This window comes from Metaclostridioides mangenotii, from assembly GCF_017873185.1.
In the GTDB taxonomy this organism is placed as follows: domain Bacteria; phylum Bacillota; class Clostridia; order Peptostreptococcales; family Peptostreptococcaceae; genus Metaclostridioides; species Metaclostridioides mangenotii.
The window spans coordinates 583,245-598,833 of the sequence record NZ_JAGGJX010000001.1 but is presented as its reverse complement, the minus strand read 5'-3'; the positions used below and the strand labels follow the sequence as shown (position 1 = coordinate 598,833).

Annotated in this window: 14 protein-coding genes; 13 read left to right on the top strand and 1 reads right to left on the bottom strand. The window is 30.3% G+C overall.

The window, feature by feature from the left end; all coding sequences use genetic code 11:
• Positions 1 to 11: 11 nt before the first annotated feature.
• On the top strand, positions 12 to 488 hold the full coding sequence (locus J2Z43_RS15405; protein ID WP_209455767.1) for an arsenic resistance protein: 477 nt from the start codon (positions 12 to 14) through the stop codon (positions 486 to 488).
• The gene (locus J2Z43_RS02890) at positions 479 to 979 is read left to right on the top strand and encodes an arsenic resistance protein (protein ID WP_234925946.1); all 501 of its coding nucleotides are present in this window, start codon (positions 479 to 481) and stop codon (positions 977 to 979) included. The genes J2Z43_RS15405 and J2Z43_RS02890 overlap by 10 nt, the downstream gene beginning before the upstream one ends.
• Positions 980 to 1,116: 137 nt before the next feature.
• Here J2Z43_RS02890 and J2Z43_RS02885 read toward each other — a convergent pair whose 3' ends face one another.
• Positions 1,117 to 2,367, bottom strand: coding sequence for a sodium/glutamate symporter (locus J2Z43_RS02885; protein ID WP_209455766.1), 1,251 nt, complete (start codon positions 2,365 to 2,367; stop codon positions 1,117 to 1,119).
• A 372-nt stretch (positions 2,368 to 2,739) separates the two neighbouring features.
• Between J2Z43_RS02885 and J2Z43_RS02880 the strand changes: the two genes are divergently transcribed.
• The 11 genes from J2Z43_RS02880 (at position 2,740) to J2Z43_RS02830 (ending at position 15,581) form a co-directional block, all read left to right on the top strand.
• Positions 2,740 to 4,302 carry an ABC transporter permease gene (locus J2Z43_RS02880; RefSeq protein WP_209455765.1) on the top strand — a complete coding sequence of 521 codons (1,563 nt, stop codon included), beginning with the start codon at positions 2,740 to 2,742 and terminating at the stop codon, positions 4,300 to 4,302.
• A 242-nt stretch (positions 4,303 to 4,544) separates the two neighbouring features.
• A complete protein-coding gene (locus tag J2Z43_RS02875) occupies positions 4,545 to 4,700 on the top strand; it encodes a hypothetical protein (protein ID WP_209455764.1) in 156 nt (51 codons plus the stop codon).
• 268 nt (positions 4,701 to 4,968) lie between these two features.
• The gene (locus J2Z43_RS02870) at positions 4,969 to 5,757 is read left to right on the top strand and encodes an FAD binding domain-containing protein (protein WP_209455763.1); all 789 of its coding nucleotides are present in this window, start codon (positions 4,969 to 4,971) and stop codon (positions 5,755 to 5,757) included.
• Complete coding sequence (locus J2Z43_RS02865; protein ID WP_209455762.1) at positions 5,757 to 6,206, top strand: (2Fe-2S)-binding protein; 450 nt, start codon at positions 5,757 to 5,759, stop codon at positions 6,204 to 6,206. Before J2Z43_RS02870 ends, J2Z43_RS02865 begins: the two co-directional genes overlap by 1 nt.
• Before the next feature lies 1 nt (position 6,207).
• On the top strand, positions 6,208 to 8,478 hold the full coding sequence (locus J2Z43_RS02860; RefSeq protein ID WP_209455761.1) for a xanthine dehydrogenase family protein molybdopterin-binding subunit: 2,271 nt from the start codon (positions 6,208 to 6,210) through the stop codon (positions 8,476 to 8,478).
• 584 nt (positions 8,479 to 9,062) lie between these two features.
• On the top strand, positions 9,063 to 9,581 hold the full coding sequence (locus J2Z43_RS02855) for a YfbU family protein (RefSeq protein ID WP_209455760.1): 519 nt from the start codon (positions 9,063 to 9,065) through the stop codon (positions 9,579 to 9,581).
• A 371-nt stretch (positions 9,582 to 9,952) separates the two neighbouring features.
• Positions 9,953 to 10,456, top strand: coding sequence for a QueT transporter family protein (locus J2Z43_RS02850; RefSeq protein WP_209455759.1), 504 nt, complete (start codon positions 9,953 to 9,955; stop codon positions 10,454 to 10,456).
• Positions 10,457 to 10,633: 177 nt separating this feature from the next.
• Positions 10,634 to 11,350 (top strand): cell division protein, encoded by a 717-nt coding sequence (locus J2Z43_RS02845; protein WP_209455758.1) that lies wholly within the window; start codon positions 10,634 to 10,636, stop codon positions 11,348 to 11,350.
• A 78-nt stretch (positions 11,351 to 11,428) separates the two neighbouring features.
• A complete protein-coding gene (locus J2Z43_RS02840) occupies positions 11,429 to 12,469 on the top strand; it encodes a sigma-54 interaction domain-containing protein (RefSeq protein WP_209455757.1) in 1,041 nt (346 codons plus the stop codon).
• Positions 12,470 to 12,782: 313 nt separating this feature from the next.
• Positions 12,783 to 14,168, top strand: coding sequence for a uracil-xanthine permease family protein (locus tag J2Z43_RS02835; protein ID WP_209455756.1), 1,386 nt, complete (start codon positions 12,783 to 12,785; stop codon positions 14,166 to 14,168).
• 57 nt (positions 14,169 to 14,225) lie between these two features.
• Positions 14,226 to 15,581 (top strand): uracil-xanthine permease family protein, encoded by a 1,356-nt coding sequence (locus tag J2Z43_RS02830; RefSeq protein WP_209455755.1) that lies wholly within the window; start codon positions 14,226 to 14,228, stop codon positions 15,579 to 15,581.
• Positions 15,582 to 15,589: the final 8 nt, after the last annotated feature.

Genomic DNA, 15,589 nt, shown 5'->3' with positions numbered 1-15,589 from the left:
AAAGGACATATATGAATTTAATATCCAAATTACAACCAGTATTTATTATCATAGCTGGAATAACAGGTATCATTCTGGGACAAAATCATTTTATTGCATCAGTATCAGCACACTTTATTGAGTTACTCTTGATGTTTTTGTTATTTTTTATATTTTTAGGGATAGATATAAAAGATATAACTAATTCATTTAGCAATATAAAATTTTCGATATCTAGCTTGATCATTAACTTTATGTGGACGCCTATTATAGCTTTGATATTGGGCAAAGTTTTTCTTTCAAATGAAGTTGATTTACAAATAGGTTTATTAATGCTACTTGTAACACCATGTACTGATTGGTATCTTATTTTTACAGGAATATCAAAGGGGAATATACCTTTAGCATCATCTATTCTCCCTTTAAACTTGGTTCTACAAATTTTATTACTTCCTGTGTACTTATATTTTTTAATTGTAGTACAATATCTTTTGACATTATGCAAATAATATATAGCATTATTATCGTTTTGGTAATTCCTTTAACTGTTGCGACAATAATGAAGCGGATACTTAGCAAATCCACTAAAGGTGCGAGCATTTACGGCATGTTTAAAGAAAATGAGGATAATGTACAAATTACTGTATTATGCTTAGCAGTGGTGGCTATGTTTGCATCACAAGGTGAATTATTGGTAGATAATCCTCCGTTATTTTTAATGATGTTAATACCGCTTATTTTATTTTTCGTTATAAGTTTTGTATTAGCACTTTTTATAGGGAAATGCTTAAAAATGCCTTATAGTGATAGGATTTCATTGTTATTTACTACTTCTGCAAGAAATTCGCCGATATCTCTTGCCATTGCTACCGTCACTTTTCCAGATCGTCCGGTTATATCCTTGGCATTAGTTATTGGACCATTAATTGAATTGCCTATCTTGTCTATATACACATACATCGTACAGAGAATAAAGAATCGAATTAATAGTAAGTCTTAGAATAATAATTTCGATTTTTAAAATACGATACTGATTAATATATTATGAAAGTAAAAAATAGACCTTTACTGCTATAAACACTTATCAGTAAAGGTCATTTTATATAAAATTTAAAATTTATTATGTAAAATTAAGTCCTAGCTAAAAATGTTTATAAAGAACAATATACATGGTACGCTCACAATGTCTAAAAGAAAAGAACTTACCATGGGAACAACTAGCAAAGCCTTTGGAGACGGACCGTATTTATCTGTGAGTGTAACCATATTAGACATAGCATTTGGAGTAGCACCGATTCCATGGCCTATAAGCCCACTTATTATTACTGCAGCATCAAATGTTTTTCCAAGAACCTTAAAACATATAAAGACCCCATATACGATTATAAAAATTACCTGACAGATGACCATAAACAGTATAAGTGGAAGCAGTGAAGAAAGCTTATACAGGTCTATATTCATTAAAGAGATAGTCAAAAAAAGCCCTAGTGAAATATCTCCAATAAAAGTTATAATATTAAAGTCGATTTTAAAATATTTAACTCTATCATTTACATTTCTAAAAATTACAGCAATAAACATACATGTAACAACTATAGGTAAAACAAATCCATTTAGTTTAAATGCTAATTTGCTTATTAGATCGCCTGTATTTATACACAGAAGTATTATCATAAGATGTTCCATAAAAACTAAAGGGTTTAAATTGAAGGAAATATCTTTTTTTACAGTTGATTTATTTTTATTTGATGAACGTCTATTTGTATTTAAATCAACATTAGGTTTTAAATTATGTCTTTCTATTAACAACTTGCCAACTGGTCCACCTAAAATACCTCCAAATATCAATCCTAAAGTGGCGGCAGTAACTCCAAAACTTATCGCATTTTCAACTCCAAAGCTTTCTATTGTCTGACCAAAGGCAGCTGCGTATCCGTGTCCCCCTTCCATTGAAATACTCCCACACATCAGACTTAGAAGCGGATCTATATTCAGGAATTTGGAGAGAGCTAAAACCAGTATGTTTTGAGAGAATGCCAGAAAAGCACATAAGACCCAGTATCTGAATAGAAGATTACCTCCGTTTTTAATGAGTTTAGTACTTATGCCTAGACCTATAGTGGTGAAAAATAGATATATAAACATAGTAGTATAATGTGCGCTAATAATAATTTTAATTAATCCCAGCTGTTGAAGTATTAAATTCAGAAGTGAAAATAAAATTCCCCCTATAATTGGAGAAGGAATACAGAGGTTATTTAAAAATTTTATTTTGTTTCTTAAAAAATTCCCAATCACAAAAAAAATTATAGCAACCATTAGTGTTTGAGCGGTATCTAACTTTAAAATCAATTTAATTACCCCCGTATCGTTAATAAAGTAATACATTTTTACATTAGTTAATATTTAAAAAATAATATTCTTATTAAATCTATGATTGTTTTATTGTGTAATATAACCATTTAACAAATTTGATAAAAATCAATTAAATATATTTGGCATTGATGCATCGTAATAGAGTATAGTCTAATTTATCTAAAAAACTTATAAGGGATGAATCAGATGCAAAATATTTAGAATTTTATTATCTATATTATTAAAAAATCAATTAAAATAGTTGAATTTAAATGGGCTTTGTTATATATTATATATAACAAATAGATTGAAGTAATTTTCTCTGTTTGTATATTCGCGTATGAAATGGAGTGGTTTAATTTGGGGAATCTGGGTTTGCTATTAAAGATAGACTTAATAAATTTATTGAAAATAAATAATCTAAAGTCAAATAAGAGCAAAGATAACAAAAAAATGATAGCATTTGCTATTATTTGTACAATAATTTTAGGATTTATAGGTTATTTTTTTTATAATATATCTTCAGGGATTATAACATTATTGATTGAATATAATAATCAGAACTTTGGACCGGAGATTGTGTTGTTAGGAGGATTTTTTCTATCAATTCTAATTACGTTTTTTACTTCGATTTATAAAGCTCCATCGTATTTATTTCATTTAAGAGATTTTGATATACTTACTAGCTTACCTATAAAAGATTCTACGATACTTGTAAGTAAGATAGTTGGGATGTTGTATACAAATTACTTTTTTTCGTTTTTTATAATGGTTATTCCTTCTATAGCTTACCATGTACAGCTAGGCAGCTATCCTTTATTTGGATTAGTTCTTTTTTTACTTTTTTTAACTACTCCGCTATTGCCAATTACAATATCTGCTATTATATCTTATATACTTGGAGGTATATCATCAAAGATCAAGTATAAAAACCTTATTTTAATATTTGGAAGTATGGTTTTACTTATAGGTTATATGATTCTTATGATGAAAATTCAGTCTTCATCAACATATTTTATTGAAAATGGGTCATCTATTATCAGAACAATTGAAACGGTGTACCCGCCGAATTTCTATTTTGTTGATGCACTGAAAAATTGTAACATTATATCGCTTATAATATTTTCTTTGTACTCTTTAGTTCCTTTTGCTATTTTTATATTGATTTTTTCAAAAGGATTTAGAAAAATCAATTCTAGAATGAAGGGAATTGGTAGCGCTTCAACTTACAGTGTAGGAAAAATCAAATCATATTCATTGATAAGAGCTTTGGTAAATAGAGAGTTTAGAAGATATTTTGGTATTTACAGTTATATAGTAAATACATCTTTTAGTCTTGTCATGCTAGTTGTAGCTTCAGCAGCATTGATTTTATTTGGAGTTGATAAAGTTGGAGATTTTTTAGATGTTGAAATTATTATGAATATAATACAACTGCAAATACTAATTTTTATACTTCTTATTTTGTTATTAACATGTACAACATACTGTTCGATATCTTTAGAAGGAAAAAATCTCTGGATACTAAAATCTAGCCCTATAGAAGAAAAAGATATATTTAAGAGTAAAATATATATGAATACAATACTGAATACACCTATCACTGTATTTAGCTTTATACTCTTATCAGCTTATTTTAAATTTGATTTAGTTTTTAGCATTATTTCAATTATAGGCATTATAGCTTTTGCATTTTTAGTAGCTATAATTGGATTGGTAGCAAATCTTATGTTCCCAAATCTAAATTGGAAAAATGAAGTCGCAGTAGTTAAGAGAAGTGCTAGTATGTTTTTTACTTGGATAGCAATTGCTATATACTTAGGCGTATTTTTCATTGTAGGTACACTTACTAATTTTAATAATGTAGACTTATTCATACTATTGGCTGTTTTGATAACAGTTTTTATAGATTTAGTTATTTGGAAATGGCTTAAAGTTAAAGGATCGGAAATTTTTAGATCATTGTAATAGAGAAGGAAGTCTTATTAATGAGTTCATCTTTCAAAAGCAATAAAAACCGGTTATATTTTAATTATTTTATTGCTTAAAATAGATTAAAGATAACTTATATTTATGTTATCTATACTGATTTTTAAAAAACTTAGAATCATCAATACACGAACTTTAATATAAATATGAGATATGAATATTTATAGGAATATATACAATAATAAAAGTAAATACAAAAATAATTTACTGGAGAAGTGTATATGAATATAGAAAATAGAACTATTAAAGAAATAAAAAAATCGAAAAAAATTGATAAAGATAAATTTGAAATTTCTAAAGAATTAACTGATGTCAAAAAGATTGGAGATATATTGGGAGATAGAGTAAAGAACAAGAAAAGAAATTTACCATCTTAATGATATATAATAGATTTTATGTTTGATAAATACTATAAATTTGTTATAATGTATAAGTAGAAAGAATTTTGTAGAAACAAATAAAATCATCAAAAATTGAATATCAACACTATTTGTAAGATTCCCTTGTAAATATCATATACGAACATTAAAGTTTTATATGACATGTGGTATAAGGGTTTTTTATATTTTATGGCGATAATTTGGAAAAAACTTTGTTTTGTAATACTTTTTATATTAAACTTAGAGACTTTAGGAGGATGATGGTGTGTTTACTGTTATGGATATAGAGCAGCCTACCACTGAACAAGAAGCCTATTCTATACTGACAAAGAGAAAGAACAATCAAGTTATAGGTGGAAGTGCTTTCTTGAGAATGGGAAAAAAGAGAATAGGGACAGGAGTAGAACTATCTAAATTAAATTTAGACTATATTAAAGAAGTTGATAACTACGTGGAAATAGGGGCTATGACGACTTTAAGAACATTAGAAACTAGTACTATATTAAAAGAGTCATTTGGAGAGATAATAAGTGATTCACTAAGGGATATTATTGGTGTACAATTTAGAAATGTTGTAACAGTAGGAGGCACAGTCTTCTCAAAATATGGATTTTCTGATTTAATAGTTGCGCTGCTATCTCTTGACACTGAGGTAGAACTATTTAATGCAGGAAGAATGAAATTAGATGATTTTTTAGTTAAAGAATGTGAAAAAGATTTACTTACAAAGATATACATAAAAAAGGCAGATAAGAAAGCTGCATATAAATCTCTTAGAAATGCTAAAAGCGACTATCCAATATTAAATGTGTCTGTATCTAATGATAAAGGTGGATTTAAGATATGTATAGGAGCTAGACCTCAGAGAGCCGTTGTTGCAAGACTAGCTAGTGACTATTTATCAAGAAATGAGCTAAATGATGCAAATATAGATAAAGCTCTTGATTTGATAACTGAAGATGTTAGTTTCGGAACTAATATGAGAGGAACTAAAGAGTATAGAGAAGCTATTAGCAAGGTTCTTGTAAAAAGAGCTATTACGGAGGTTATTTAATGTTTGTAGAATTAAAGATAAATGGAAAAATAAAAAAGATAGATATAAAACCAGATGAATGCTTAGTTGATACACTTAGAAACCTTGGAAATTTAAGCGTAAAAAGAGGTTGTAATACAGGAAACTGTGGACTATGTTCAGTTTTAATTAATAAAAAACCAGTCCTATCTTGTGCAATGCTTACAGTTAGAGCTGTTGGTAGTGAGATAGTTACTATAGAAGGTATGGAAGAAGAAGTGGCTAAATTTGCGGATATACTTGCAAGTCAAGGTGCCGAGCAGTGTGGATTCTGTTCTCCAGGGTTTATACTTACGGTTATAGCAATGAAGAATGAACTTCAAAATCCAACTGATGAAGAAATAAAACATTATTTAACAGGCAACCTATGTAGATGTACAGGATATATGGGTCAGCTTAGAGCAATAAAAACTTATCTAGGGGGTGAGTAATATGAGAATAGTCGGAAAAGGAATCAGAAAAATTGATGCAATGTCAATAACTACAGGGAAAGCTGTATATACAGACGACTTAGCTTCTAAAGATGCACTTGTAGTTAAAATTCTTAGAAGTCCTCATGCTTACGCCAAAATAAAAAATATTGACACAAGTAGAGCTGAAAAGCTAGAAGGTGTGGAGTGTATACTTACGCACAAAGATGTACCAGATACAAGATTTACTCTTGCTGGTCAAACTTATCCAGAACCGTCTCCATACGACAGACTTATACTTGAAGATGTTGTTAGATATGTAGGCGATGAAGTAGCGATAGTTGCGGCTGTAGATGAAAAAACTGCGATTAAAGCAATGAATATGATAAAAGTTGATTATGAAGTGTTAGAGGCAATTATAGATTTCGAAAAAGCTATAGAAAGCAACGTAACAGTTCACGAAGAAGAAGTAAAGTGTAACTTTGATATAGGATTTGATTCAAAGAAAAATATAGCTTCTAAGCAGGAGTACGCTAAAGGAGATGTAGTAAAAGTTTTAGACGATTGCGATATAGTCGTAGAAGAAACTTACTACACTCAAGCTCAAGCTCACGCTATGATGGAGACATACAGATCGTACAACTATTTAGATCATGCGGGAAGATTAGTAGTGATAAGTTCTACTCAAATACCTTTCCATGTAAGAAGACATTTATCGAGAGCTTTAAATATACCTGCGAGCAAAATCAGGGTAATAAAGCCTAGAATAGGTGGAGGTTTTGGTGGAAAGCAGACTGCATGTACTGAGATATTTTCTGCAATAGTTACATTAAAAACTGGAAAGCCTGCTAAGATAATTTACGATAGAACAGAGACTTTTAATTCAACTACTAGCAGACATGCAACAAGAATTAAAGTTAAGATTGGTTCAAATAAAGATGGAATAATAAGAGCAATAGATATAGAGGGACTTTCAGATACAGGAGCTTATGGTGAACACGCTTCGACTACTTTCGGTTTAATAGGTGAAAAGACATTACCTCTTTACAATAAACTAGAAGCGGCTAGATTTGCTGGTGATGTTGTTTATACTAATAAAATGCCAGGTGGAGCTCTGAGAGGGTATGGAGCTACTCAAGGTAACTTTGCTGTCGAGTCTACAGTAAACATGCTTGCAGACAGATTAAATATAGATCCTACAGAACTTAGAATGAAAAATGTTGTAGCTGAAGGTGAGACTACATTTGCATATGGAAAACATGTACAAAGTGCTGATTTAGAGAGATGTATAAATAGAGGTAAAGAATTAATCGGTTGGGATGATAAATATCCATCTATGGATCTTGGAAATGGAAAAGTTAGATCAGTAGGTATGTCCCTTACTATGCAGGGATCAGGTATACCTAATTTAGATAAATCATCTGTTGAAGTAAGACTTGATGATTATGGAAGCTACGTACTTATGGTAGGATCGACAGATATGGGAACCGGTAGTGATACTGTTCTTGCACAGATGGTAGCTGAGGTTCTTTTAACAGATATGGATAGAATAACTGTTATAGCATCTGATACAGATATGGTACCATATGATCCAGGTTCTTACGCATCAAGTACTACTTATGTTACAGGAATGGCAGTTGTTAAAGCAGCTGAAGATCTTAGAGATAAAATTATAGAGTCTGCTTCAAATCAATTAGAAATAGACATAGAAAATTTAGAATTTGATGGAAATAAGGTGTTCTCAGTAGAACACAGTAAAGAAATATCAGTGTTTGATATATCTGTAAACACTACAATAGGAAATAGATGGGAACAACTTATAGGATTTGCTTCATATGGAAGTAGTGTTTCTCCTCCTCCGTTTATAGCTGGATTTGCAGAGACAGAAGTCGATAAAGAGACTGGAAAAGTTGATTTAATCAATTATGTTGCAATAGCTGATTGTGGTACAGTTATCAATGAAAACCTTGCAAAGATTCAAGTTGAGGGTGGTATTGTACAAGGTATAGGTATGGCGATGTTTGAGGAAGTTAGACACACTGATAATGGATATATGGATACAAACACGTTTATGCAGTACAAGATACCTTCAAGAGAAGACGTTGGCAATATAAAAGTTGAATTCGTTGAGACTTATGAACCAACAGGTCCATTTGGGGCTAAATCAATAGGTGAAGTAGTAATAAACACTCCTCTTGCTGCAATACAAGATTCAGTATTCAATGCTGTAGGTGTAAGAATTAATAACCTACCTATAACTCCAGAAAAAGTATTTATGAAATTAAATAAATAATCAAGCAAATAATTAAATATATAAATAAGAAAAAGATAAGGCTCTTTTATGATGTTAAAGCATAGAGGGGTCTTGTTTTTATGCAAAATTAGACTAACATAATTATATTCATTAAGGTGAGAATAATGAAATAGAGGTAAGTCTATACCTAAAGAAAATCAAAAGCAAAGAAGTGAAAAGGTTAAAAAAGATATAATAGATGTCGCATTAGAATTAGCTCTTTCTAAAGACTTTGAGGCATTATCTATGAGAAAATTAAGCAAAAAAATACAGGAGAATTAAACATTGAAGATATTGATAGAAACATTTACAATATGGAGTTCATTTTTAGGATTCAACTTAAATATAAGCAGGCTGATAATATATCTGTAGAAGAAGCAGATATATTATTTGATATACATATAAAGATGGTATTTGAAGGTATTAGAAAATAATATTTATTTGTTAAATTGTAGTCAAAAGGTGATTTTTTAGAGTATAATAATAGTAAGAAGACAAACATAGTTTAAATTAAATTTATGCGTTTTCTTTAATCATTAAAAGCTTGTATGTACTTCTAATATTATCGATTAGGAGGGGATACTATGGAACTTAGTTCAAAGGAAAGATTATTTTTATTTAATCAATACGAGATACTTAAACATTTAGATAAAGATAATGTTAAAACTTACTTGGAGTATCAGGAAATCATAAGAAAAGGTTTTAAATACAATTATATCGATTTAATAGAAAATATCAACAGTAAAGGCACTGAAGAAGATGTATCAAAGTTTATATTTGATGTATTTGAAATGTATAGAATGCTTATCAGGTCTTATAATGATTTAAGTCGAATAGACAAAACTAGAATAAATAAATACGATATTGTATTTAGAGGGTTTGACATACTTGAAGAAATAAATTACTACACTTATGCTAAATTTATCATTGAGGATTTAGAGCTATATAAAGATATAATCAGAGAAGAAGGATTTAAAATGGATTCAAAGACTCCAATGGTAGAGATTTACAAAAAAAGAATTGATAAATGTAGAGAAGATATTGAAGAGCCTTATAGCGTTTTAAGCTTAAAAGAGCTAAAAAGTATAATAAATATTAATTAATAACCGCATCAAAACTTAACTATAGTTAAGTTTTGATGCTTTTTTATATTTGATATGTTTTCCTTAGTACCTGATAGAGTTATCTTTTTCTAATTTAGGGGAACAAGGGTTAGGACTGCAGTTAGAATATAACTTGTAAAAATTAATAGGTGTAATTTATTGAAAAATAGTATATAATGTATATTGAAATTAATAAGACAGTTCGTGAGCCTCCTGTCTCTAAATAAAACTACGGTGAATGATATACATTTATTATATAGATGTATTATTTTGTGTCAAAAAACCGTAGAATTTCTCTGCGGTTTTATTTTGATTACAATTATATTTACGTACTCTAGGCTTAATATTTAAAAAATATTAGGAGGAAAAAAATGAAAGGAAATACAAAAAAAATTGCTGTTACAGCTTTAATAGCAGCAGTATACGCAGTTCTTACAATCTCTCTTGGATTTATGAGTTACTCAAATATCCAGTTCAGAGTTGCTGAAATTATGATACTTTTGGCGTTTGTAGACAAAGACTACATACCAGGACTTACTTTGGGATGTTTTTTGGCAAATATATTAGGAGTTTACGGTATACCAGATACGATATTTGGTACACTTGCAACATTTATAAGTGCATGTTTAGTATATCAGACAGGCAAACAAATGGGAAAAAGTACGATGTCACTTATAATAGCATCTCTGTTGCCAGCATTAGTCAACGCTCTTATAATAGGTTGGATGTTGAACAAGTTTGTGGGATTGCCTTTAATCTTATCAATGGCGCAAGTTGGAATTGGAGAGTTTGTTGTTATTACTATAGCAGGTATACCACTTTTTAAAGCGGTTGAAGGTAAATATGGTGTTTTAGTAAAAAACGCTTTTAATTAATAAAAGTAAATAAAATATGTATTTTTGAAGGATATATGAGATAATATTTCATATATCCTTGTTTGTAAAAAATATATATAATTTAAATATAAATTTTAAAAATTAGAAAATATATTGTAAAATTTAATTATAGAGGATTATAAATGTAAAAAATATACAACAGTTAGGAGCATTTAAATGGAAGAAATAGTAAAGAGCGCTAAGATTATAGCTATAGGTGATGAAGGAATAAATAACTTAAAACATATAGAAGAAGATATTATAGGAAATATGGATATTGATAAGATTGAAATAAATCAAGATGTAGACAAAGATTATATTAGAAGTATTTTCGATGGTATTGAAATGCTGTTTTTAATCTACTCATCAGAAGATAAAAGGACTAGTGATATTGTAAAAGCAATATCTTATATGTCTACAGAGAGAAGAGTTTTATCGATAGGAATAAACACTTCATCTAATGATAAAAAAGAAGAGATGGGTGTAAATAGAGAGTTTAGATTACATGCTGAAGAACTTAGTGAGTTTACTAACATGATGAATTTGATTGTAGAATCGATTTCTGATTTAACTCTACTGTACTTAGATAGAACAGATTTAAAAGAAGTGATAGCAAACGAAAAGGGTATAGGTTACTCTTATGTGGAATTTAAACCAAATGATGATTACTATGATGTAGCAAAAAATATAATCGGCAGTATGAAATCTATAGGTAATGAATTTTTAAACAAGAAAAGCCTTATGTTTATTGAAGGAAAAATAAGTCTAGAGGATGTAAATAAACTTACTGATTGTATTAATGATGTAAAAGAAGAGAAGTACGATATAATTTTTTCTCTAAATCTAAAAGGAAATGATGATAATAAAGTGAAAATTGGATTAATTCATAATTAATTTACAGCTTAATAAGAACTTAGCTTTTATATGATATAATATATTGATATATATTTTAATAATTTGGAGTTGGTATAATTGTTAAGACAGGATGATTCAACAATTTATGAAGGAATAAAAGTACACAATGTCTGGGGAACTACTACAGTTGACTCTATAATTGGCGAATCTGATGTAATGATTGCACTAAAGAATCGAATAAAGAAAATAGGCAATAGCGATTCTACAGTTGCAATAATGGGAGAGAGCGGTACAGGAAAAGAGCTTATTGCTAGAGCAATACACCTAGCAGGCAATAGAGGAAATCAAATGTTTGTTGCTCTAAACTGTGCAGCTATACCAGAGCCACTCCTTGAGAGTGAACTGTTTGGATATGTAAAGGGTGCATTTAGTGGTGCAGATGCTAAGGGTAAAGTAGGAAAATTTGAACTAGCCAATGGCGGAGTAGTTTTTCTAGATGAAATAGGTGATATGCCACTTCAGCTTCAATCAAAACTTTTAAGAGTACTTCAGGAAAAGAAATTTACAAGAATAGGCTCAAATGAACTTTTGGATATTGATGTTAGAATTGTATCTGCAACTAATCAGGATTTATATAAACTAGTTGAAGAAAAAAAGTTTAGAGAAGATTTATACTATAGATTAAATGTAATACCAGTAGAAGTTCCCCCATTGAGAGAAAGGGGAGAAGATATACAGATACTGATTGATAATTTTATAGATAAATACTCTAGAAAGTTGAAGAAAAATGTCACTTCTATAGACCCTGAAGTAGAGTATATTTTTAGTCACTACCCGTGGCCTGGTAATATTCGAGAACTTGAAAATGCTATTGAGTTGGCTATTAATTTGCTTGAGAGCGATGGCGTTATTCACAAAGGTCTAATTAATAGAAATATAATTGAATACTTTAAAATGAATAAAAAACAAAATAAGTTTTTAGTAGATGGTATATGCGATATATCAAACAGCCAAGAGATACTAACGCTTAACGAATTTGAAAAATTGTACATAAAAAAGGTAGTTGAACATTTCGGAAATGATACTAAATCAAAAAAATTAGCTGCAAAAAAACTAGGAATATCTTTAGCAACGCTATATAGAAAAATTGAAGGATAAGATTTTTCTTTTCTCAATTTTAAAAACTGTTATAAAAATATTAGAAAAAGTACTTTGAAATCGATTTCAAAGTACTTTTTTACTATTTAAAGGAGTTTTTCGGAAAGAATTGAATAATTTTAACAAATAATTAACAAAGTCTAGAATTAGACTTATAAGACTTCGTGATGATTATTTGAAAAAATAAAACTAATTTTATATAAAAAATAAAAATTTGGCATCATTTATGCTTTAAATTAAGTCAAAGGCAATTGACATAAAACATATATCTAAACTTAAATTGACCTTATAAAATTGTTAGGAGTGATTTTAGTTGGAAAAGAACAAGGTTACAAATGAATCTGTATTTGATCTTGAAGGAAAACCGCCTTTGTTAAAATGTCTGCCGCTATCGTTACAACATATACTCGCTATGATAGTTGGTACAGTAACCGTTCCAATAGTAGTTGGGAGCGCAGTGGGTGTACCAGGAGATCAGATAACGCTATTAGTACAATATGCACTGATAACAGCAGGTGTGGCTACCCTAATTCAGCTATATCCGCCATTTGGATTTGGATCTGGTTTACCAATAATCTACGGTATTGGTTTTACCTATGTACCAACATTAGTGGCAGTGGCAAAAGGATATGGTATAGCTAGTATATTTGGTGCACAGATTGTAGCAGGTATTGTAACAATAATAATTGGTATCTGTATTAAGAGAATAAGAAAATTATTTCCAAACATTGTTACTGGCACGGTAGTTCTTACAATTGGCCTATCATTATTCCCAGTAGGTGTAAATTATATTGCAGGTGGTACTGGTAACGCCAACTATGGATCATTAGCAAACTGGGCTTTGGCTACATTTACACTATTTGTAGTAATTGGATTAAATCAATTTGCAAAAGGATACGCTAAGTTAGCATCGCTATTTTTAGGAATTATGATTGGTTATGTTGTTGCATTTGTATTTGAAATGGTTGATTTATCTCCTATCAAAGAAGCGGGATGGGTGGCTCTGCCAAAACCATTATCGTTTGGGATACAATTTGATCTACCAGTTGTGTTATCTGTAGCAATAGTAAGTATTGTAAACGCAATTCAAAGTATAGGAGACCTATCAGCTACAACTATAAGTGGAATGGATAGGGATATAACAGGAAAAGAGCTATCAAGAGGAGTTATAGGCTCTGGCATTGCAACTATATTCGGATCAATATTTGGAGGACTTCCACCATCAGCATACAGTCAAAATGTTGGGATTGTAGCTATGAATAAGGTTATAAGTAAATATGTATTCGCTATTGCTGGAATATTCATGCTATTAGCTGGATTTATACCGAAATTTGGTTCACTTATGACTACTATTCCATATGCTGTTTTAGGTGGGGCTACAATGTCGATCTTCAGTATGATTATGATGACAGGTATGAGACTTATATTTACTCAGGAGTTATCATCAAGAAATACAACTATAGTTGGTCTGGCAATAGCCCTAGCAATGGGAATAACTTCGGTACCAGAAGCACAAGTATTATTCCCTGAGTTTGTACAGATGGTATTTGGAGAATCGCCAATAGTAATAGCTGCGATAGTTGCATTTACTCTAAACTTAATAATACCTGAGAAGAGTTTAGCTCAAGAATCCAAGGAAAGGGCAGAAATGGTATCAGCAAAGAAGTCGAAAATTAAAGAATTGAAGAAGGAAGTGTAATAAGTTCATAAGCATAAAAATATTTAAAAAATATTTATGTATGGGAGGATTTATTTTATGAAAGTAAACAACACATCAAAGTATGATTTAGATGGGATTCCACCTTTAAAAGAAGCGGTACCACTAGCTTTACAACATTTACTAGCGATGATAGTGGGAAATATGGTTCCTGCAATTCTTATTGCAAACGTTGTCGGACTTAATCAAACGCAGTCAACTATGCTTATACAAGGATCTATGTTGGCGGCGGGATTAGCAACATTTTTACAATTATATCCTATTCCTTTATTTAAAGGATATAAAATTGGAGTAAGGCTTCCACTGATGATGGGTATGAGCTATGTATTTTTAGGAGCATGTATTTCAGTAGCAGCAGAGCATGGTCTTGCAGCACTATTTGGAGCACAAATTGCAGCAGGAGTAATAGTTTTCTTTATAGGATTTATTATCAAGAAGATTAGACATATATTTACGGCTGTTATCTCGGGAACTATCATTGCATGTATGGGAATTGGACTTTTCTCAACAGCTATAAAAAACTTGGCTGGCGGTGAAGGTACTGAGCTCTTTGGTAACCCAATTAACTTTTTAATTGGTGGATTCGTAGCGATTATAATAATTATGATCAATAAATTCGGAAAAGGATTAGTAAAAAATTCATCAATACTTATAGGAATTGTAGTAGGATATGCGGTTTCTCTTGCAGCTGGAATAATTGATTTCTCTGCAGTACAAGGGGCAGCTTTTATATCTCTACCGACACCAGTAGCATTTGGATTAGAATTTAAACCTGAACTAATAGTTATGTTCACTATAATTTATATAATAGGAATCGTAGATATGATGGGCGCAACTACAATAGTTACAATGGGAGCAATGGACAGAGCGGTTACAGATGAAGAACTATCCTCAATAGTTTTAGGTAATTCAATATCATCAATAATATCTTCAGTTTTCTCAGCATTACCGACTGGAGTATTTAGCCAGAACACAGTAATAGTTTCAATGAACAAAGTGATAAGTAGATATGTAATAGCTTTAGGTGCGGCAGTTTTATTACTAGCAGGTGTATCACCATATTTAGGGGCTATTATGACTACAATTCCTAACTGTGTGATAGGTGGAGCTACAATAGTAGTATTCTCATCTATAGCAATGTCAGGATTCTCAATTATAGGTTCAGACGGATTTACAGAAGAAAATAACCTTATAGCTGGAGTTTCTATAGCAGTAAGTATAGGTGTATCTACATTCCCGCAGGTATTAAATCAGTTCCCAGATATTGTACAGACAATAGTAGGAAATTCTTATATAGTATCAGGAGCTGTTATAGCAATTCTTCTTCAAACAGTATTTAAACTAAAGTTATTTAGTAAAGATGAAATAGCTGCTTCAAAGGAGAAAATCGGATAGTATTTGAA

Excerpts from the sequence above, each read along its gene's own strand:
- J2Z43_RS15405 (WP_209455767.1), top strand. The coding sequence starts at position 12 with ATGAATTTAATATCCAAATTACAACCAGTATTTATTATCATAGCTGGA.
- J2Z43_RS02890 (WP_234925946.1), top strand. The coding sequence starts at position 479 with ATGCAAATAATATATAGCATTATTATCGTTTTGGTAATTCCTTTAACT.
- J2Z43_RS02885 (WP_209455766.1), bottom strand. The coding sequence starts at position 2,367 with ATGTATTACTTTATTAACGATACGGGGGTAATTAAATTGATTTTAAAG.
- J2Z43_RS02875 (WP_209455764.1), top strand. The coding sequence starts at position 4,545 with ATGAATATAGAAAATAGAACTATTAAAGAAATAAAAAAATCGAAAAAA.
- J2Z43_RS02865 (WP_209455762.1), top strand. The coding sequence starts at position 5,757 with ATGTTTGTAGAATTAAAGATAAATGGAAAAATAAAAAAGATAGATATA.
- J2Z43_RS02860 (WP_209455761.1), top strand. The coding sequence starts at position 6,208 with ATGAGAATAGTCGGAAAAGGAATCAGAAAAATTGATGCAATGTCAATA.
- J2Z43_RS02855 (WP_209455760.1), top strand. The coding sequence starts at position 9,063 with ATGGAACTTAGTTCAAAGGAAAGATTATTTTTATTTAATCAATACGAG.
- J2Z43_RS02850 (WP_209455759.1), top strand. The coding sequence starts at position 9,953 with ATGAAAGGAAATACAAAAAAAATTGCTGTTACAGCTTTAATAGCAGCA.
- J2Z43_RS02845 (WP_209455758.1), top strand. The coding sequence starts at position 10,634 with ATGGAAGAAATAGTAAAGAGCGCTAAGATTATAGCTATAGGTGATGAA.
- J2Z43_RS02830 (WP_209455755.1), top strand. The coding sequence starts at position 14,226 with ATGAAAGTAAACAACACATCAAAGTATGATTTAGATGGGATTCCACCT.